The 18,751-nt window shown below is 67.0% G+C and carries 21 protein-coding genes; 15 read left to right on the forward strand and 6 right to left on the reverse strand.

Annotated features, from left to right (window positions below; genetic code table 11):
* Nucleotides 1-2: 2 nt before the first annotated feature.
* From A5781_RS03305 to A5781_RS03330, 6 genes are read left to right on the forward strand one after another with little or no spacing between them, the layout of a single operon-like run.
* Nucleotides 3-1,013 (forward strand): alpha-ketoacid dehydrogenase subunit beta, encoded by a 1,011-nt coding sequence (locus A5781_RS03305; protein ID WP_067201107.1) that lies wholly within the window; start codon nt 3-5, stop codon nt 1,011-1,013.
* On the forward strand, nt 1,006-1,242 hold the full coding sequence (locus A5781_RS03310; RefSeq protein ID WP_067201109.1) for a lipoyl domain-containing protein: 237 nt from the start codon (nt 1,006-1,008) through the stop codon (nt 1,240-1,242). The genes A5781_RS03305 and A5781_RS03310 overlap by 8 nt, the downstream gene beginning before the upstream one ends.
* Nucleotides 1,243-1,262: 20 nt before the next feature.
* Nucleotides 1,263-2,135, forward strand: a complete 873-nt coding sequence (locus A5781_RS03315) for an enoyl-CoA hydratase/isomerase family protein (protein WP_067201111.1) — start codon at nt 1,263-1,265, stop codon at nt 2,133-2,135.
* Nucleotides 2,136-2,156: 21 nt separating this feature from the next.
* On the forward strand, nt 2,157-3,692 hold the full coding sequence (locus A5781_RS03320) for an acyl-CoA synthetase (RefSeq protein WP_067201115.1): 1,536 nt from the start codon (nt 2,157-2,159) through the stop codon (nt 3,690-3,692).
* 51 nt (nt 3,693-3,743) lie between these two features.
* The gene (locus A5781_RS03325; protein WP_369817672.1) at nt 3,744-5,108 is read left to right on the forward strand and encodes an SRPBCC family protein; all 1,365 of its coding nucleotides are present in this window, start codon (nt 3,744-3,746) and stop codon (nt 5,106-5,108) included.
* The gene (locus tag A5781_RS03330) at nt 5,105-6,802 is read left to right on the forward strand and encodes an FAD-binding protein (RefSeq protein WP_067201120.1); all 1,698 of its coding nucleotides are present in this window, start codon (nt 5,105-5,107) and stop codon (nt 6,800-6,802) included. Before A5781_RS03325 ends, A5781_RS03330 begins: the two co-directional genes overlap by 4 nt.
* Here A5781_RS03330 and A5781_RS03335 read toward each other — a convergent pair.
* On the reverse strand, nt 6,799-7,644 hold the full coding sequence (locus A5781_RS03335) for an enoyl-CoA hydratase-related protein (RefSeq protein ID WP_067201127.1): 846 nt from the start codon (nt 7,642-7,644) through the stop codon (nt 6,799-6,801). The genes A5781_RS03330 and A5781_RS03335 overlap by 4 nt on opposite strands.
* Nucleotides 7,645-7,734: 90 nt before the next feature.
* Nucleotides 7,735-8,295 carry a bifunctional 2-polyprenyl-6-hydroxyphenol methylase/3-demethylubiquinol 3-O-methyltransferase UbiG gene (locus A5781_RS03340; RefSeq protein ID WP_067201135.1) on the reverse strand — a complete coding sequence of 187 codons (561 nt, stop codon included), beginning with the start codon at nt 8,293-8,295 and terminating at the stop codon, nt 7,735-7,737.
* Between the two features lie 177 nt (nt 8,296-8,472).
* Between A5781_RS03340 and A5781_RS03345 the strand changes: the two genes are divergently transcribed.
* From A5781_RS03345 to A5781_RS03360, 4 genes are all read left to right on the forward strand, one after another.
* Nucleotides 8,473-9,036 (forward strand): TetR/AcrR family transcriptional regulator, encoded by a 564-nt coding sequence (locus A5781_RS03345; RefSeq protein WP_197503680.1) that lies wholly within the window; start codon nt 8,473-8,475, stop codon nt 9,034-9,036.
* Nucleotides 9,037-9,245: 209 nt separating this feature from the next.
* Complete coding sequence (locus A5781_RS03350; protein ID WP_067201141.1) at nt 9,246-9,917, forward strand: TetR/AcrR family transcriptional regulator; 672 nt, start codon at nt 9,246-9,248, stop codon at nt 9,915-9,917.
* A gap of 43 nt (nt 9,918-9,960) precedes the next feature.
* Nucleotides 9,961-10,437 carry a hypothetical protein gene (locus A5781_RS03355; RefSeq protein ID WP_067201144.1) on the forward strand — a complete coding sequence of 159 codons (477 nt, stop codon included), beginning with the start codon at nt 9,961-9,963 and terminating at the stop codon, nt 10,435-10,437.
* 97 nt (nt 10,438-10,534) lie between these two features.
* Nucleotides 10,535-11,161: a cutinase family protein gene (locus A5781_RS03360; protein ID WP_067201146.1), complete on the forward strand. Its 627-nt coding sequence runs from the start codon at nt 10,535-10,537 to the stop codon at nt 11,159-11,161.
* Nucleotides 11,162-11,169: 8 nt separating this feature from the next.
* Here A5781_RS03360 and A5781_RS03365 read toward each other — a convergent pair whose 3' ends face one another.
* The 3 genes from A5781_RS03365 to A5781_RS03375 all read right to left on the reverse strand — a co-directional run bounded on the left by A5781_RS03365 (nt 11,170) and on the right by A5781_RS03375 (nt 13,419).
* On the reverse strand, nt 11,170-11,550 hold the full coding sequence (locus tag A5781_RS03365) for a DUF5073 family protein (RefSeq protein WP_067201150.1): 381 nt from the start codon (nt 11,548-11,550) through the stop codon (nt 11,170-11,172).
* Nucleotides 11,550-12,335: a heavy metal-binding domain-containing protein gene (locus A5781_RS03370; RefSeq protein WP_067201154.1), complete on the reverse strand. Its 786-nt coding sequence runs from the start codon at nt 12,333-12,335 to the stop codon at nt 11,550-11,552. Before A5781_RS03370 ends, A5781_RS03365 begins: the two co-directional genes overlap by 1 nt.
* Before the next feature lie 190 nt (nt 12,336-12,525).
* The gene (locus tag A5781_RS03375) at nt 12,526-13,419 is read right to left on the reverse strand and encodes an SDR family NAD(P)-dependent oxidoreductase (protein WP_067201156.1); all 894 of its coding nucleotides are present in this window, start codon (nt 13,417-13,419) and stop codon (nt 12,526-12,528) included.
* 657 nt (nt 13,420-14,076) lie between these two features.
* On the opposite strand from A5781_RS03375, the gene A5781_RS03380 reads away from it, so the two are divergent.
* The 3 genes from A5781_RS03380 to A5781_RS03390 all read left to right on the forward strand — a co-directional run bounded on the left by A5781_RS03380 (nt 14,077) and on the right by A5781_RS03390 (nt 16,172).
* Entirely contained in the window at nt 14,077-14,901 is an 825-nt protein-coding gene (locus tag A5781_RS03380; protein ID WP_067201158.1) for a SigB/SigF/SigG family RNA polymerase sigma factor, read from the forward strand.
* A gap of 119 nt (nt 14,902-15,020) precedes the next feature.
* Entirely contained in the window at nt 15,021-15,644 is a 624-nt protein-coding gene (locus A5781_RS03385; protein WP_067201161.1) for a hypothetical protein, read from the forward strand.
* A 33-nt stretch (nt 15,645-15,677) separates the two neighbouring features.
* Complete coding sequence (locus A5781_RS03390) at nt 15,678-16,172, forward strand: DUF2231 domain-containing protein (RefSeq protein WP_067201163.1); 495 nt, start codon at nt 15,678-15,680, stop codon at nt 16,170-16,172.
* 15 nt (nt 16,173-16,187) lie between these two features.
* On the opposite strand, the gene A5781_RS03395 is transcribed toward A5781_RS03390, so the two are convergent.
* On the reverse strand, nt 16,188-16,664 hold the full coding sequence (locus A5781_RS03395) for a nitroreductase family deazaflavin-dependent oxidoreductase (protein ID WP_067201166.1): 477 nt from the start codon (nt 16,662-16,664) through the stop codon (nt 16,188-16,190).
* A gap of 146 nt (nt 16,665-16,810) precedes the next feature.
* Here A5781_RS03395 and A5781_RS03400 point away from each other — a divergent pair, with 146 nt between their 5' ends.
* Together A5781_RS03400 and A5781_RS03405 are read left to right on the forward strand one after the other, a co-directional pair.
* Nucleotides 16,811-17,488, forward strand: a complete 678-nt coding sequence (locus A5781_RS03400) for a TetR family transcriptional regulator (protein WP_067201168.1) — start codon at nt 16,811-16,813, stop codon at nt 17,486-17,488.
* A 39-nt stretch (nt 17,489-17,527) separates the two neighbouring features.
* On the forward strand, nt 17,528-18,751 hold the full coding sequence (locus A5781_RS03405; RefSeq protein ID WP_067201170.1) for a cytochrome P450: 1,224 nt from the start codon (nt 17,528-17,530) through the stop codon (nt 18,749-18,751).

The raw sequence follows: 18,751 nt of genomic DNA on the forward strand, positions 1-18,751 counted from the left end.
ACATGCAAGAGCGGGAGATGACGATGCGCGAGGCGCTCAACCTCGCGCTGGATCAAGCGCTCGCCGCCGACGACCGGGTGTTCCTGCTCGGTGAGGACATCGCCGATCCCGGCGCGTCCGGACCGACCGCGGGCCTGTCGACGAAGTACGGTCACGACCGCGTCCTGGACACACCGATCTCCGAGGCGGCGATCGTCGGCGCGGCCATCGGCGCCGCCATCGACGGCCTGCTGCCGGTGGCCGAGATCATGATCATGGATTTCATCGGCATCGCGGCCGACCAGCTGATCAACAACGCCGCGAAGCTGAGGTTCATGACCGCCGGACGCACAACGGCGCCGATCACCATTCGCACCCAGGTCTACGCCGGGCTGGCCACAGGTGCCACGCATTCGCAAAGCCTCGAGGCCTGGTTCATGCACATCCCGGGCATGAAGGTGATCGTGCCGTCCACACCCCGGGACGGGAAGGGCCTCCTGACCTCGGCGATCTTCGACGAGGATCCCTGCCTCTTCGTCGAAACCATTCGGCTGCAAGGCAAGAAGGGTCCCGTCCCCGTCGATCCCGCGTTCTCGATCCCGCTGGGCCGAGCCGACATCAAGCGGCCGGGCACCGACGTGAGCCTGATCGGCTACGGACGCTGCGTGCACGACGCCCTCACCGCCGCGGCCACGCTGGACGAGCAGGGCGTGAGCGCCGAGGTCGTCGATCTGCGCACGCTGGTACCGCTCGATGTCGAGACCATCGTCGACTCCGCCCGCCGCACCCGCCGTGCCGTCATCATCCATGACGCCGTCCAATTCGCCGGCCCCGGAGCGGAGCTCGCCGCGATCCTGCACGCGGAACTGTTCTCCGAGCTGGCCGCGCCCGTCGAACGGGTGGCCGCCCGATTCGTCCCCAACCCGGCCACGGCGGCGCTCGAGGCGCAGGTGTACCCCTCCCCGGCACGAATCGTCGCCGCGGCGCTGAAGACTTTGGGAAGGACCCTGTCGGGGGCGAGAGTGCATGGCTGACTTCATCATCCGCATTCCGCGGGTCTCGGTGGCCGTGTCGGAGGCCGAGCTCACCGGCCTTCTCGTCGACGCCGGCCAGCATGTGGACGCGGGCACACCCATCTACGTGATCGCCACCGAGAAGGTGGAACAGGAGATCGAAGCGGGGGCATCGGGCACCGTGCAATGGACGGGCCAGGTCGGCACTACCTACGACATCGGCGCCGAAATCGGCGTCATCACTTCTTGAACCAGGAAAGGTGAGCACGTATGGATCTCAACGAGACTCGCGAGAGAATCATCTACCAGAAAGAGGGACCCATCGCCCGGGTCACGCTGAACTGGCCCGAGAAGGCGAACGCCCAGGATCAGAAGCTGGCCGAAGAGGTCGACGCCGCGCTGCTGGACGCCGACCGCGACTACGACATCAAGGTGCTCGTCCTCAAGGCCAACGGCAAGGGCTTCTGCTCCGGACACGCCATCGGTAACAACGCCGTCGACTATCCGGCTTTCGTCGAAGGTGCCAAAGTCATGGGCACGCCGTGGAAGCCGCAGACCGACCTGTTCGTAAAGCCGGTGCTGAACCTGTGGGAATTCTCCAAACCGACGATCGCACAGGTGCACGGCTACTGCGTCGGCGGGGGCACGCACTACGGGCTGACCACTGACATCGTCATCGCCTCCGAAGACGCCTACTTCTCCTACCCGCCGCTGCAGGGTTTCGGCATGCCATCGGGTGAATGTTCAATCGAGCCCTGGGTTTTCATGAACTGGCGACGTGCGGCCTATTACCTGTACCTCGCCGAGGTGATCGACGCCAAGAAGGCCCTGGAGTTCGGTCTGGTCAACGAGGTGGTACCGCGTGACCAGCTCGACGACCGGGTGGAGGCGATCGCCCGCCACATCGCGCAGGCGCCGATGACCACGCTGCTGGCCACCAAGGCCAACTTGAAGCGGGCCTGGGAGCTGATGGGCATGCGGGTGCACTGGCAGAGCTCGAACGACCTCGTCGCCCTGGCCTCGGTCAGCAGGGACGTCCAAGAGCTGATCCAGACGGTGTTCAGGGACAAGGTGTTGCCGTCCGAGCACGCGCGGCGACAGGCCGCGGCGGCTGCGTCGACCGACGGCACAACGGCCACTTAGGGTTCCGCGGGGCTCGCGCCAGTGAATCTTGCCGATCACGCCACGAGGGCCGGGCAGGCGCCGGCCCTGATCGTCGCGGGCGGTGACACGATCTCGCACCACGAGCTGTACGTCCGCAGCCAGCGCGTCGCCGCGGTGCTGCACGGCGCAGGGCTGCGCCCAGGCGACGGCGTGGCCCTGATCTTGCCCAACCGGGCCGAGTTCCTCGAAATCACCTGGGCCTGCCAGCTTTCCGGCCTCTATTACACCGCGGTCAACACCCACTTCACCGCTGACGAGGCCGCCTACGTCATCGACGACTCCGATGCGCGGGCGGTCTTCATCGACGCCACCATGCCCGAGCTTGCCGCCCATGTCCGCGCGGCCAACCCGGCCGTCACCGTTCACCTCGCGGTGGGGGGAGCCTTGCCACGCTGGCGCGCGTACGAGGAGGCGCTGGCGACGGCCGGTGCCGCACCGCCCGCATCGGACGGGTCGGAGATGTTGTATTCGTCAGGCACCACCGGCAGGCCCAAGGCGGTCCGCCGGCCGCTTCCGACCGACGGGAACGGCTCCTGGGCTCAGGCGGTGCTGGAATTGGCGCTGACCCACAAGTACGGGATGGGCCCGTCAAGCGTCTACCTCTCCCCCGCGCCGCTGTACCACGCCGCTGGAGTGAACTACACCATGGCGGTCAATCGCGTCGGCGCCGCGGCGATCCTCATGCGCAAGTTCGACGCCGAGACCGTCCTGCGGTTAATCGAGGCGCACCGCGTGACGCACGCCCAGTTCGTACCCACCATGTTCGTACGAATGCTCAAGCTGCCCAGGTCGATTCGGGAAAAGTATGACGTGTCGAGCCTGCGATGTGTGATCCACGCGGCCGCGCCCTGCCCCGTCGACGTCAAGCACCACATGATGAAGTGGTTCGGGCCGATCATCCACGAATACTACGGCGGCACCGAGGGATTCGCGGGAACGACCATCGGTCCGGAGGAATGGCTGGCCCATCCCGGTTCGGTGGGCAAACCCATGTCGCCGGTGCATGTCATCGGAGACGACGGCGTCGAGTTGCCCGCCGGCCACGCCGGTGAGCTCTTCTTCGAAGGCGGGCCCGACTTCCAATACTTCAAGGACCCCGCCAAGACCGCCTCGGTGTACAACGACCGCGGCTGGCGCACCCTGGGCGACATGGGGTACGTCGACGACGACGGCTATCTCTACCTCACCGACAGGTCCACGTTCATGATCGTTTCCGGCGGGGTGAACATCTACCCCCAGGAAGTCGAGAACCTCCTGATCGTGCATCCCAAGCTTTTTGACGCGGCCGTCTTCGGCGTCCCCAACGACGAGTTCGGCGAGGAGGTCAAGGCCGTCGTACAGCCGATCGACGGTGTCCGGCCGGGGCCCGACCTCGAGGCCGAGCTCATCGAGTACTGCCGGGCGCACCTGGCGGGCTACAAGTGCCCGCGCACCGTCGAGTTCGTTCCGGAATTGCCCCGGGACCCGAACGGAAAGCTGTACAAGAGACGCATTCGCGAGCGTTACTGGCAGGGGCGGGCAACGCGAATCGTGTAATCGAAGAGGGATGGCGAGATGGCTTCCAATACAGACTCAGTGACAAGCTCGGTGGGCACGGACAGGAACTGGACACCGCTACCGGTGCCGTGGGCGGTCCAGACCGCCGACCGCATTCCCAAACAGCGCTACTACGACCAAGAGTTCTACGCGCTGGAAGCGGAGGCCTTCTGGCCGCGCGTCTGGCAGATGGCGTGCCGGCTCGAGGAGATTCCCAAGCCCGGCGACTTCGTCGAATACGAGATCCTCGATCAGTCGATCATCGTGGTGCGTGTCGACGCGGACACGGTGCGGGCCTACCACAACGCGTGCCGCCATCGCGGGGTGAAGCTGGTGGAAGGCAGCGGCTCCCGGCGGACTTTCGTTTGCCCCTTCCACGGCTGGTGCTGGGGCATCGACGGGCGCAGCACGTTCGTGTTGCGACCCGAGGCGTTCGCCGCGGAAAACATGAATCCGCAAGATCTGCAGCTGGTTTCGGTGCGGTGTGAGACCTGGGGCGGATGCGCGTGGATCAACCTCGACGACGGGGCCCCCGCGCTGCGCGACTGCCTGGAGCCCTTCGCGTCGACCTACGACGCCTGGCGGGTGGAATCGCTGCGGGTCGAGTGGTGGCAGTCGTGCCGGTTGCCGGTGAATTGGAAGCTAGCGGCGGCGGCGTTCATGGAGGGCTACCACGTCCCCCAGACCCATCCCCAGCTGCTGCCGTCGGCGCAGAACGGGGGCCTCGCCAAATCGGCGGTGCATCCCGTCGTTGCGAGCAGCCTGTACTTCATGCGTACCCTCGGCACCGGAATGGGCGGCATGACGCACGACAACGACATCCGAATCGCCGAGGGACTGCAGAACATCGAGCTGCCCGCCGATCCCGCGGCGGCGATTAATGCTTGGCGCGGCGCCCTCAACGACGCCGTCGTCAGCTGGCATCGGGCCCGGGGCAGCACCATGCCCGACCTCAACGAGCTGGTCCGCCGCGGGATCACCGACGCGATCGGGTTCTGCTTCCCGCACTACTTCATCCTGCCCACCTACAGCAGCGCGTCGTCGTACCGCATCCGCCCGCTCGGCCCCGAGGACACCCTGTTCGAGATCTGGTCCCTCACCCGGTTTCCCGACGACGTTTCCGCGGGCAGGCCCCAGCCCCCGGAGCCGATGGCGCCCGACGATCCGCGCTGGCCACCGATCCCCGCGCAGGACTTCTCCAACCTGCCGAGACAGCAGAAAGGGTTGCACTCCAAGGGCTTCGAATACATGCGCCTGTCGAACCAGATCGAGGGTCTGATCTCCAACTTCGAACGCGTCGTCGACGGCTTCCTCGCCGGCCTGCCGCACGAGGCGTTGGTGCCCGCGATTCAGAAGACCAACACCACCATCGACGTACCGATCGCCGACCTGGCCTTCAGCGCGGAGGCACGATGACCACCCGGTGGGACCGCTCCGTGGATCTGCTCATCGCGGGCAGCGGCGGGGGCGGCATGGTCGCGGCGCTGGCGGCTCTCGACTCCGGCATCGAGCCGCTGGTGATCGAAAAGCAAGCCCTGGTCGGAGGTTCCACCGGCCTTTCGGGTGGCATGGTGTGGCTGCCGAACAACCCGCTCATGCGCGCCGAAGGCATCCCGGACTCGCACGAGGACGGCCTGGCATATTTCGACGACGTCGTGGGCGACATCGGTCCGGCCTCGTCACCGGCGCGCCGCGAGATGTTCCTCAGCGCTGGATACGAAATGATCAACTTCCTCACCCGCAAGGGCGTTCGGTTTGTGCGGTGCCCCGGCTGGAGCGACTATTACCCGAACCACAAGGGGGGCAACGAAGCCGGCCGTGCGATCGAGTGCGTCCCGTATGACGCCGCCGCACTGGGCAGCTGGCGTGACAAGGTCCAGCCCTCGATGGCCAAGGCCTACGGCGGGTTCGTGCTCAAGACCAACGAGCTGCGTTCGGTGCAGTACTTCAATCGGTCGCCGCGAGCTTTCGCGGTGGCGATGCGAGTGTTTGCGCGCACCAGGGCCGCCCGGCTCCGCCGTCGGGAGATCCTCACCAACGGCGCCTCGCTCATCGGTCAGATGCTCAAGGCGCTGATCGATCTGCGCGCCGAGCCCCCGATCTGGGCCGGCGCGGCGATGGAGGACCTGATCGTCGAGGACGGCAGGGTCGTCGGCGCGCGCGTCTCGCGTAACGGCGAGGCGCTGAACATCGCGGCGCGCAAGGGCGTCCTGCTGGCCGCGGGCGGCTTCAGCCGTAACGCGGACATGCGCCGCCGCTACAGCGGGGAGCAGCCGAACGAGGGACTCTGGTCGATCGCGAACGCCGGCGACACCGGTGAGGTGTTGCAGACCGCGATCCGGCTGGGCGCCAAGACCGACCTGATGGACGAGGCCTGGTGGCTGCCGTCGGTTTTCATCGCCGACGGAGGTGACGCCGCGAAGGCGCTGGGCAGCGGGCGGCAGCGCCCCGGCGCCGTCTACGTCGACGGAACCGGCCGGCGGTTCTGCAACGAGTCCAACTCGTACGTCGAGGTCGGCAAGGCGATGTACGCAAACAAGGCGGTGCCGTGCTGGATGGTCTTCGACGAGGGCTACATCAGCCGGTACGTTTCGGGGGCCAACCCGCTCAAGAAGCGTCGCCTCCCCGAAGAACTCATCACCCGGGGGGCGGTGATGCGGGGTAGGACCATCGGCGATCTGGCGCGCCAGATGGGCGTCCCGGCCGACGCGCTGGAGCAGACGATCAAGCGCTTCAACGGTTTTGCGGCCAAGGGCCTCGACCCGGACTTCGGGCGCGGTCAGTCGGCGTATAACGACTGTCTGGGTGATCCCGGCCATCGCCCGAACGCCGCTCTCGGCCCGCTCGAGCGGTCACCGTTCTACGCCACCAAAGTCGTTCCGGCCGACGTCGGAACCTGCGGCGGGGTGATCACGAACGAGCACGCCCAGGTGCTCGACGAGGACGACCGCGTGATCGACGGACTGTACGCAACGGGCAACATCACCGCGACTGTCATGGGCCGCAATTATCTGGGCGCGGGCGGAAGCATCGCCTACACAATGGTGTTCGGCTATGTCGCCGCCCGGCACGCCGGCGGCCAGGGTGTCGCCGGCGATCCAGGCCGCTAGGTCCCGGCATCCTTCTCGTCGCGGCCGACGAAATCGCGTGGCTTCATGCCCGATTGCTTCAGCTCGGCCCGCCGCGCCTGGACGTCGGAGGCGGCGCCGACCATGTTCGTCAGGATGTGGCTGACTTGCAGGTGCACCCGCATGCCCATCAGTTCCCACGCGCGCTTCACGTTGTTCTTCACCGCCATCAGCGTGGTCAACGGGATTTGGGCGATCTTGCGCGCCATCTCCTCGACGACATCGTCGAGGTCTTCGCGCGGCACCACCTTGTTGAGCAGGCCCCAGTCGAGGGCTTCCTGCGCGGAGAGCGTCGGGGCCAGCAGCAGCCAATCCATGGTGCGATGCCAGTTCATCAGCAACCACGGTTCGATCATGGTGTGCCCGCCGGGCTCGCCGAGGCTTTGGGCAAGCGGCATTTGGAAATACGCGTCCTCCGACGCGACGCAGAAGTCGGTCAGCAGACCGAGATAGATTCCGCCGCCCATGCAGTAGCCGTGAATCGCGGAGATGGTCGGCTTCGGAAACTCCCACAGGTACAGCGTCGGCCACAGGAACAGGTCGGCCGTGCCCTTGTACAGATCCTCGAACGTCTCGCCGAAGTCGGGATACGGGTTTTCGTCGGGGCCCCAGCGGGCCACATGTCCGCCGCAGAACCCTTTCCCGTTGGCCTTGAGGATGACGACCTTGATCTCCTTGTCACGGTCGGCCTCGTGCAGGCATTCGTCGACCTCGGTGACCAGGACCGCGTCCTTGGTGTTGGCCTTGTCGACCCGGTTCAGGATGATCCGCGCAATCGGCGGCTCGCGCTCATAGATGATCGCTTCGAGGACGCGCCGCTCCATTTGCGTGACATTACCCGGCCGGCAGCCGAAATGGCACCGCCAAATGCCATTTCGGCAAGCCTCGATTTGTACGGCGAAAACTCTTGCTACTCAGCGAGCTTCGCGCCGTGCGCGCGCCAGCAGCCAGGCGTAACCCTCGGCTTCACCGGCGGCCAACAGGTCGAGATCAGCGAACGCCGCGGGAAGCTCACCGGCGACCGCCCGAAACGGCCCCGCGGCGGCCCCCACTTCGCTCAGCACAGCGATCGCCAGCACGCCGCCGGGCGCCAGGCGTTCGATGATCGCCCGGTCGAGGCGCCGGTCCCGGAATCTATGGCACAGGATGACGTCGACGGACGGCCCGGCCGGCAGACCGTCATCGAGGTCGGCGACTTCGAAGCGGCACCGATCGCTCACGCCGGCGCGCTGGGCCAGCTCGCGCGCCTGGCCGACCGCCACCGGGGAGACGTCCACACCCACCACCTCGAGCCCGCGCATCGCGAGCCACACCGCGCCGACTCCGGGTCCGCAAGCGAGATCGAGAGCCCTTCCCGCAGTGGGCAATACATCTACATGGGGTGCCAAAAAGTCGGGTGGTCCCACCGCCTCCACCGACGGCGGTGTTCTGGTCGCGTACCGCTCGTCCCAGCGATGCCGGTCCGCCTCGGCCATAACCGCCACTCTAGTGGCACCTGCTGTTCTGGACAGCTGTCTGTAAATCTCTGCCGACGAATACCGGACCGGCCTTTGGGGGGTGACGCAAAACGACAGCGCCGGGCGCGGATCGGCCCCCGGGCAAGACCCGGAAGGAAGTTGTTCGCGTTCTCGCCGCCTTCCTACACTGGACGGGTGTCTAAAGATGCGGCTCGCCGGTCCGATCGCCGGCCCGGACAGACGATCCGCAAGGTCCTGGATGCCGGGCTGGAGGAGCTGCGCGCGTCGTCGTACGCCAACCTGACGATGCGTTCGGTGGCGAGTCGCGCCGGAGTGTCGCCGGCCAGCGCCTACACCTACTTTCCGTCGAAAAGCGCACTGGTCGCGGCGGTGTACCTGCGCTTTCTCCGCGAGCTGCCGCTGCATACCGATGTCAACGACACCACCAAGACGCGGGTCAGCGCGACGCTGCGAGACATGGCCGTCGTGGTAGCCGACGAGCCCGAACTGACCGCCGCGTGCGGCGCGGCCCTGATGGCCGACGATCCGGCGGTGAAGCCGATTCGGGAGCAGATCGGCCAGGAGGTGGCCACCCGGATCGGCGCCGCACTGGGGCCGGGCTGGCCGCGCGCCGTGAAATCGACGCTGCAGATGACCTTCTCCGGCGCTCTGATGACCGCCCGGTTCGTCAGCTTCGACGAGATTGCGGGACAACTCGACGAGGCCGTCAACCTGATTCTGGGTGCATCCGTGGCGTAAACCGCTGCGCGGCAACGATTAAGCGACCGGCGTTAAGCACCGTCTCGTAGTGCAAAGTTCGGCCTTCCTGCCGCGCGGCACCCTAAGGTTCGCAGTGAGCATTCATAATGGCGGAAGTGTCCGGCCGCGTTAACCAGCAACGATCGCCTGCTTCCAGCCGCTATGATCCGGCTGTGGGGATCATCGACTACGGGTTCGCCGCCCGTTAAATGCGCAGTCACGGTTGGGCAGGGAACACGCCCGCCTCCGACGAGGAGGCGATCGAGCGCATCCTGGATGCCGCCGACAAGATCATCGACGAACGCGGCTCGGCGCTGCGGATCGCCGACGTGGCGCGGGTGCTCGGGGTCACCCGGCAGACCGTGTATCGGTACTTCCCCGGGACGCAGGCGCTGTTGGTGGCGTCGGCGATGCGATCGGCCGACGGGTTCCTGGATCGGATGGCGGCCCACCTCGAGGGGGTCACCGATCCCGTCGTGGCGATGACCGAAGGAATGGCGTACGCCATCGAAGAGCTGGCCTCGGACAACCAGGTCGAATTCGTGCTCAACCAACGTCATCGCGGCGGCCAGAAGGTCTCCATCATCTCGGACACCGCCCTGGCGTTCGGCCGGTCGATGCTGCATCGCTATGACATCGATTGGGAGAGTTACGGTTTCGACAAAGACGGCCTCGACGAATTGAACGAATTCAGCCTGCGGGTGCTGCATTCGTTTCTCGCCGACCCGGGGCGCCCGCCGCGCAGCGGTGCCGATCTGCGGCGCTATCTCACGCGTTGGCTCGGACCGGCGATCGCCTACCCGCAGATGGAGCGCGCGATGGACGCGCTGCAAAGCCCCGAGCCGCCGCGAACGCGACGGCGCCCTTTCAGGGCATCCTGACCCCGTCATCGTGCGACGTTGACGACGACCAGAAGGAGCGGGCATGACGGGTCTCGGACAGATCGCTCTGAATAGTGCGCCCGTGTTCGGCGGCGCGATGCTGGCCGTCGCCGCGGGGCAATTCCGGGGCCCGGATTATCGGGGGCTGATCAAGCAGGACATGGACTTGCTGGACCGGCTGCCGCCGGAGGCCGCCAAGAGGCGCGCCGAGCTGCAACGCACCATCGACGCCCGCATCGACGACCTGATCGACACCGCGGACCGGAGCCGGGCGCTGCGCAAAGCGGCGCTGTCTTACCAGGGGAACTGGCGGGACGTGGTGCTGCTGGTCTGCGTGGTGCTGTTCACCATCATCTGGTGGGAGGTCGACCACAGCCGGGGCAACTGGCTGCCCATGTTCGTGCTGCTCATCATCCTGACCGTCGTGACCGCCGCCTACGCGTTTCGCGGTGTACTCCGGGCCGCCCGTTCGTTCGTGCACAGGCGACCCCGTGCGCCTGGTGCCGACGCGACGCGGTAGCACGCCGGCGGCCGCAACCGCATAACGCGCGCACTTTGTCACCCTGTGACAAAATCACGCTGTGAAGGCGCATCGTCTCGGCAGTTTGATTTGTGCTGTGCTGGCACCCTTTTGGGCGCTCCCGGTCGCTCCCGTCGCGGCCGCCGGGCCGTGCCCCGATGTCGAGGTGGTGTTCGCCCGGGGTACCAACGAGCCGCCCGGCGTCGGCCGGATCGGGCAGAGCTTCGTGGACAGTATGCGGCCGCGTGTCGGCGGCAGGTCCCTCGGCGTGTATCCCGTCGACTACCCGGCGACCACGGACTTCCCCAGGGCCGTGGATGGCATCAGCGACGCGGGCGCGCACGTCGAACACATGGCCGCCTCCTGCCCGCGAACGAGGATGGTGTTGGGCGGATACTCCCAGGGCGCGGCCGTGATTGGCTTCGTCACCGAAAGCGCGGTGCCGGACGGGGTGCACCTGGTCCAGGCGCTGCAGCCGATGCCGGCCGAGGTCTCCAACCACGTGGCGGCGATCGCGCTCTTCGGAAAGCCGTCGAGCCAGTTCATGAACATCATCAACGAACCGCCCGTGACGATCGGCCCCCCGTACGCGGCCAAGACCATCGAATTGTGCGTGCCCGGCGACCCGATCTGCTCGGACGCGGGAAACCCCGTCGCGCACCGCCAGTACGTCGAAGCGGGCATGGTCGACCAGGCGGCCGATTTCGCCGCCGGCCGCGTATAGACCGGCGCTCAGCGCGATCCGGCCCCGGCCTCGAGGACCTCGAGGGCCGCATCGATGTTGGGGATGATCGTCGGACCGTAGCTGGTCACCAGCTGCCCGAGGGCGCGAGCGATGTGCGGTCCGACGGCGCCGGCGGCGAGGACCTCTTCGGCCAGGACGATGCCGTTCACCAGGTGGGCGGCGCTCAGGCGGCCGTCGGGGGTGACTTCATAACGCCAGTGGCCGATCTGCACCCGCTCCGGCTGCGACCGGAAGAAGCCGCGGCGCGCGGGAGCGAAAATCACCCCCGGAACGCCGGAGAAGACCCTCAGCACCAGCCCGACTCCCCCGGGACCGGACAAGGCCGTTCCGATGGACTCGCCGACCCGCTCGTAATCGAGGCTCGTCATCAATCGCTCATGGGCAGGACGAACGACGGCGTCAGCGTCTGCGCCTCACCGCCGCGACGCACCGCGGTTCCCGCGACATAGAACTCCACGGTGTGATGCCCCCACGCGTAGTTGGAAATGGCGAAGTGCACCCCGACGACGCCGGTTCCGCCATCGCGCTCGGCCTCACTCTGCATGCGCGACATCGCCAGCTCGCGCGCCTGGTAGCTCCCCTGCGTCCACTGGGGCATCTCGGCGTTGCGTCCAACCTGGCCGAGCGTGCGCAGGAACCCTTGCACGGCGATGTGGAACACGCAGTTGCCCATCACGAACGCCACCGGGACGAATCCCGATCGCAGGAGGGTGGTCAGATCCTGCCCGGACAGGTGACTGGTGAACGCCTGCCCGTTGGAACGGCGATACGCCCCGGGCTTCTCCGTGTATCGCACCGCGGTGCCGACCGCGATGAACTCCAGATGCTCGCCCTCGCCCTGATGACGCCATTCGAGGCGGACGCCGACCACGCCGTCCGCGCCCAGCGAATCGGCCTCCGCCTGCATCCGCGACATCGCGTTCCAGCGCGCCCGGTAGGTCGCGTCGGTGAGCACGGGCAGTTCGGATTGTTGCCGGATTCCGGTGAACTGATACCCGACGTGGTAGACCGAGACACCCATCACGAGTTCGATCGGCTCGAACCCGGCCCCATGCAACAAGGCGAATTCGTTGATCGACAGATCGGAGGTGAACACTTTGCCTGCGTGCGACAGTCGTTCGCTGGCAACTGGGTCGAGCGGGTTCGGTTGCATTGTCAAAACACCCTCCTGCGGTTCGCAGGACAGCCTAGGCCGCCGGGCCGCCTCGCACACCCACAACGTGCGTCTTTCCGGTGCACCGGTGGCGAAATCAGGGTGCCCGGGGGCGGCGGGCCCGGCCCGCGCCGGCACGGCCACGGCGTAGACGCGATCGATTTGCTGTCGCCCGGCGGTTTCGGCGCGCTCAGTGCGCGGCTTGCGCGGCGCCGATCATCGTGTGCAGCTCCTCGACCGACCAGGGTTCGGCGTCGTGGTGGTCGCGGTAGCCCAGCATCCGCGGTGTCGGCCGGTCGAAGCTACCGACGAATCCGCCTGCCGCGACGAACATCTGACCCGTCACGCTCCGCGCCAGGTCGCTCACGAGATACGCGTAGAGCGGAGCCACGAATGCGGGCGGGGCGCTGTCGAGCGAGGCCCGCATGGTCATTTCGTCCAGTAGGCCGCGCCGGTGCAGGTCTTCGATGTGCTTCTCGTACTCGGCACCCGTGGACAGACGTGTCCGGGCGCCGGGGCACACCACGTTGGCTCGCACGCCGTGGCCCTTCAGTTCGGCGGCGATGGCCATGGTCAGGGCGTTCACTGCGCCCTTGCCCGCGGGATAGCCGGTGCCGCCGTAGTCGCCCAGAAATGCGACCGAACTGGTGTTGACGATGGCGCCGTGCCCCTGCGCGGCCATGACGCGAGCCCCCGCCCGGCACGTGTGGAACGCGGTGCCGAGGTGGGCGCTGATCAGGCGGTCGAAGTCGCCCGGCGCGATGTTCAGAATCGAGGAGCCGGGCGGCTCGGCGATCCCCGCGCAGTTGACCAGTGCGTCCAGCCGTCCGTACCTGCGCACGCAGTCGTCGACCAGGAGGCCGGCGATGCGCTCGTCATCCGCGGGTCCGACCACCGCGCTGGCACGGCCGCCGGACGCCGCGACCACGGCGACGGTCTCCTCGACCGCGTCCGCGTCGCGCCCGTTGACGACCACGCCGGCTCCCAGGCCGCAGAGCAGCTCGACGACTGCCCGTCCAATCCCACGGCTGCCGCCGGCCACCGCCACGCCACGCCCGTCCAGCAGGCGCCCGTCAATATTCATCGCCGCCGTAATGCATTGTGCGCGAACGGCTCTCGGCTAGGGATGAGAGCAAGTCGCGGGAGATCGGTCTCGAACATTAGGCGAACAGTACCCAGCTGGGACAGAAATGAGAATTGCGGTCGACACCTTCCGACACGCGCGTAGGTGAGCAGCGCCGGTGACTCCGGATAACCGGCATGCCGCTCCGCTTTGCCGGCTGCCGGCGGTTCGAAGCCGAAAGAGCCGGATAATCCAGTTCCGGTCAGATGATGGCACCGGCCTGGCAAGCGTCTGACGCTTTGCTGCGATGCCCTTCGTAAACGGTTGGGAGAAGAGCCGGGGCCGAGTTGCGGTAAGCGATCGCGGGCACACGCGATGGGGCGTATAGTCACAGATGAAGTCCGTTCTGGACGTGTCGCCGTTTAGCTCAAAGCGGCCAGTCAGCCGCACGGCTACTGAGCTTGACATGGCTCCGGCGATCAACACTCGAGTCATCTCCCTTAGGTAACCAGCGCGTTCGATAAACGACCAGTCCTGCGGATACAGGTGCAGTGAGGCGACGTGCGCATAGCTGCCAGTCTCGCTGCACACGACTCAGAGGAGTGAGTCAGTAATGCAGAAATATTTGTACACCAAAGCTTTCAGGATCAGCCGCGCCGAGAATGGGCGCGTGCGCCTATGACCAATGTGATCGCTCCCGCCCGTCCTGCTTCCGCCCCTTCGGCCCCGCGCCGTGACAAAAAAGCCGACGATTCGTACGACGACGTGGTCGAAATGTTCGTGCTGCTGCGCCAGCTGCCGGCCGAGTCGCACGACTACCGTCGCCAGCGCGAACGGATCGTGACCCGATGCCTGCCCCTGGCCGACCATGTGGCCAGCCACTTCGCGCGCCGCGGCGAGGGTCTCGATGACCTCATCCAGGTGGCACGACTGGGGCTGATGAACGCCATCAACAGGTTTGATCCCGACAAAGGGCCCAGCTTCATCGGCTTCGCGGTCCCGACCATGATGGGCGAGGTTCGCCGGTACTTCCGCGACTACAGCTGGGGCATGCGGGTACCGCGGAGGCTGCGCGAATTGCACGTGCAGATCAGCAGGACGACTGGCGATCTGGCCCAGAAGCTGGGGCGCGCGCCCACCGCGGGCGAGCTGTCGCAAGCGCTGGAAGTCCCCCGCGAGGAAATAGTGGAATGCCTGGTGGCGGGCGACGCCTACCGCCTGGATTCCCTGGACGCGCCGGTGGGCGCGGACAGCTCGGGCACGCCCCGACTGGTCGCGGACGCGGTCGGCGGCATCGACCCGCAGATCGAGCACATCACCAACCGGGAAGCGCTGCGCGTCCTGGTTGCCGCACTCCCCGAGCGCGAACGCGAGGTCTTGCGCATGCGATTCTTCGAATCGATGACGCAGAGCCAGATTGCCGAGTGCATCGGGGTCTCGCAGATGCAGGTGTCCCGCATTCTGGCCAGCACCCTGCGCTGCCTGCGCGACCAACTGGATTAACCCCTGCACTCTCCCCAGGGGCCTTCGGGGCCACGGTGGCGCCGCGCCGCAATGTACTGTGCGATTCGGGAACGAACTCGACGGTGGCGCCGGAGGCAGCCTGGAAGGGAGCTCGAGCTATGAGGACTTCACGGACGGTGGCCGCGGGCGTCGCGGTGACGACGGCGCTGGCGGTGGCGGTAGCGGGGTGCGGCAAGAATTCGACGACGTCAACGCCGTCGAAGTCGGGGTCGTCCAGCTCGGCCACCAGCGCGCACAGCTCGGCACCGACTTCGTCGGCCGCCGCGCAGCCGAGTGAGTACACCGGACTGTTGATCCAGGCGAGCGACATCAACGCGCCGATACCGTTCACCGCCACCCCACCGACCCCGAACCCGAATGGCCAGCCGGGCGTGGCGACGACGTTCAAGGACGAGGACGGCAGCCACGTCATCAAGGACACCATCCAGGTGTTCGCGGACCCCGGCGCCGCCACCGACGCGCTGAACACGGCCAAGGGCGCTCAGGGTGACGTGATCAAGAACCCGACGACGCAAGCCGCCAACGTCGGAACCGGCGGAACGACGTTATTGGGCAACAATCCGGACAAGAGCAAGGGCGTGACGATACTGCTGTTCACCGAGGGCAGGGCCTTCGTCACGCTGCAGTTCGACGGCCCGCCCGACACTCTGGCCCCCGCGGATTTCGTCAACGACGTGGGCCAGAAACAAGATGCGGCCATCAAGAAGGGGCTCGGCGGCTGATCGCGAACTGACCGCCCACCACCAAGGAGCCCGATGACCATCATCAACGGCCTGCCAGCCCATGCCCTGTTGCTGCACTTCGTGGTCGTGCTTGTACCGCTGACCGCCCTGCTCGAGATCGTGTGCGTGGCCTGGCCGACGGCGCGGCGGGGCCCACTGTTGTGGCTCGCAGTGCTATCGGCTGCGGCCACCATGGTGTTGACGCCGATCACGGTAAACGCCGGGGAATGGCTTTACGACCTGAGGGCCAAACCCACCGCCATCCTGCAGAAGCACGCCGCTCTGGGCGCGACGATGACCTACTTCTCCGCCGCACTGCTGGCGGCCGCGGTGGTGCTGGTGGTGATGCGGGTGATCGAACGCCGCTCGGACAAGCGCCACGTGGTCGTCCGGGCGACCATCGCGATCCTGGTGCTCGCCGTCGCCATCGCATCGACGGTCCAGATCTACCGCGTGGGTGATGCTGGGGCCCAATCGGTTTGGGGTGGCGAAATCGCCCACCTGGAACAGGCCCACCACCCGGGTTAGCGGTCGTCGCGGCGCCTATGCAGTGGGGGTAAGTAGGAACAGGCGGAACTGGCGCCCGCCCGCCCGATCTTGCGCTAGTTGATAGTTCGGCCAGTGCGCCAGCACCTCTGACCACGCTTTGTCGCGCTCCTCGCCGGTGAGCAACCGCACCGTCGCGACGAAGCGCTGTCCGCGCCTGCGGACGGTAACTCGCTGCGTGGCTTTCAGATTCGCCGACCACGACGGGTGGCGGTCCCGGCCCCAGTTGGAACCGACCAGCAACAGCCCATTCTCGACGGGCACGTACTGCACCGTCGCCGTGCGGGCGAGGCCCGTTTTGCGACCCGACGTCGTGATCCGCACGTTCGGCAGACCGGCGAGGTCCAGCACGCCGAGCCGTCCACCCGTCGCGAACCGCAGCAGCGCCTCAACAGCTTCCGCGACCGGCCGGCCATTGAGGACGAACCGGCGGTAGGCCGTCGGATTGCCGGCCAGCCGCTGGAGCGGATTCATACGGTGACTGTATTCGCGTGCGGGCCGGCCCGGGCGTCGCAGCGATGAAATCACCTTGACGGAACGGGGATTCGAATGCGGATGCGTAGCACGTCGCGGCGGCCGCCACACCGTTAAATAAACTGCTTGATTTAATCGGGCACGCGGTGTTCACTGAGGCGATGACCGCCGAGCGGATGGCCCGGTCCGATCGATCGACAGGCACTCGGGACGCGATCCTGTCGGCCGCGGAGGTGCTGTTCGCCGAACGCGGCATGTATGCCGTATCGAACCGGCAGATCAGCGAGGCGGCCGGGCAGGGCAACAACGCCGCGGCTTGCTACCACTTCGGCACCAGGACCGACCTGCTCCGGGCGATCGAGAGCAGGCATCGGGAGCCCATCGAGGAGCTCCGCGCGCAAATGTTGGCCGCCATCGACGATTCGACCGACCTGCGCGACTGGGTGGGCGCGTTGGTGCGGCCACTCACCGATCACCTGCACGCGCTCGGGGCGCCCAGCTGGTACGCGCGGTTTGCCGCCCAGGCCATGGCCGACCCCACCTACCGCCACGTCGTCACCAAAGACGCGCTCGCGTCGCCGCTGCTGGTGCAGACCATCGACGGCATCAACCGCTGCCTCCCCGACCTGCCCAGGCGGGTGCGTTCCGAACGCATGGTCATGGTGCGAAACCTGCTCATGCACACCTGCGCCGAGCACGAAGGCGCCTTGGCCGAGCACGGACCACGTTCGCGTTCGGCCTGGCCGGTCGCCGGCGAAGGCCTGATCGACGCCATCGTCGGCCTGTGGCGCGCACCGGTGCACGTGGGTGCGGCAGGCGGCTAGTCGACCGAAAACCAAAGCAGGCCAGCAGCAAGGAGAACGATGACCGACGTCTCGACCGCCACCGATATTCCGGAGTTCCCGATGTCGCGCGCGCCGGGTTGCCCGTTCGCCCCGCCGCCAAAGGTGTTGGAGCTCAACGCCGACAAGCAGCTGAGCCGGGTGCGGATCTGGGACGACAGCACACCCTGGTTGATCCACGGCTATGAGGCGATCCGGGCGTTGTTCACCGACGCGCGCGCCAGCGTCGACGACCGACTGCCCGGCTATCCGCATTGGAACGCGGGCATGCTCGCGACGGTGCACAAGCGCCCGCGGTCGGTGTTCACGTCCGACGCCGAAGAACACACTCGGTTCCGGCGGATGTTGTCAAAGCCCTTCACGTTCAAGCGAGTTGAGGCGCTACGGCCGGCGGTGCAGAAGATCACCGACGATCACATCGACGCGCTGCTGGCCGGCCCCAAGCCGGGCGACATCGTCAGCACGTTGGCGCTGCCCGTCCCATCGCTGGTCATCAGCCAATTGTTGGGCGTGCCCTACGAGGACGCCGACTTCTTCCAGGCCCAAGCCCAACGGGGCATGGGCCGCTACGCCACGGAGGAGGATACGGCCCAGGGCGCCGCATCGTTGGCGAAGTACCTGGCCAATCTGGTGCGGGCCAAAATGCAAAGCCCCTCGGAGGATTTGGTGTCCGACCTCGCCGAGCGGGTCAACGCCGAAGAGCTCAGCGTCCGCGAGGCCGCGCAGCTGGCCACCGGCGTGCTCATCGCCGGTCACGAGACCACCGCCAACATGATCAGCCTGAGCGTCGCGGCCCTACTCGACCATCCCGACCAGCTGGCGTTGATGCGCGACAGCGACGATCCGAAGGCGATTGCCGTCGCGGTCGAGGAATTGATGCGCTACCTGAGCATCATTCAGACAGGCCAGCGCCGCATCGCGGTCGAGGATATCGACGTCGGCGGCGAGACGATCCGCGCAGGCGAGGGCATCATCCTCGACGTGGCGCCGGCGAACTGGGACACCCGGCAATTTCCCGAGCCCGACCGGCTAGACCTGCGCCGGGAGGACGGCCCGCACGTCGGCTTCGGCTACGGTCGCCACCAGTGCGTCGGGCAGCAGCTGGCCCGGATGGAACTGCAGATCGTCTTGCCCACCCTGCTGCGCCGCGTCCCGACACTGCGGCTCGCGGTGCCCCTGGAAGAGCTGCCGTTCAAACACGACGCGCTGGCCTATGGCCTCTACGAGCTTCCGGTGACATGGTGA

Source organism: Mycobacterium sp. 852002-30065_SCH5024008 (genome assembly GCF_001665645.1).
In the GTDB taxonomy this organism is placed as follows: domain Bacteria; phylum Actinomycetota; class Actinomycetes; order Mycobacteriales; family Mycobacteriaceae; genus Mycobacterium; species Mycobacterium paraffinicum.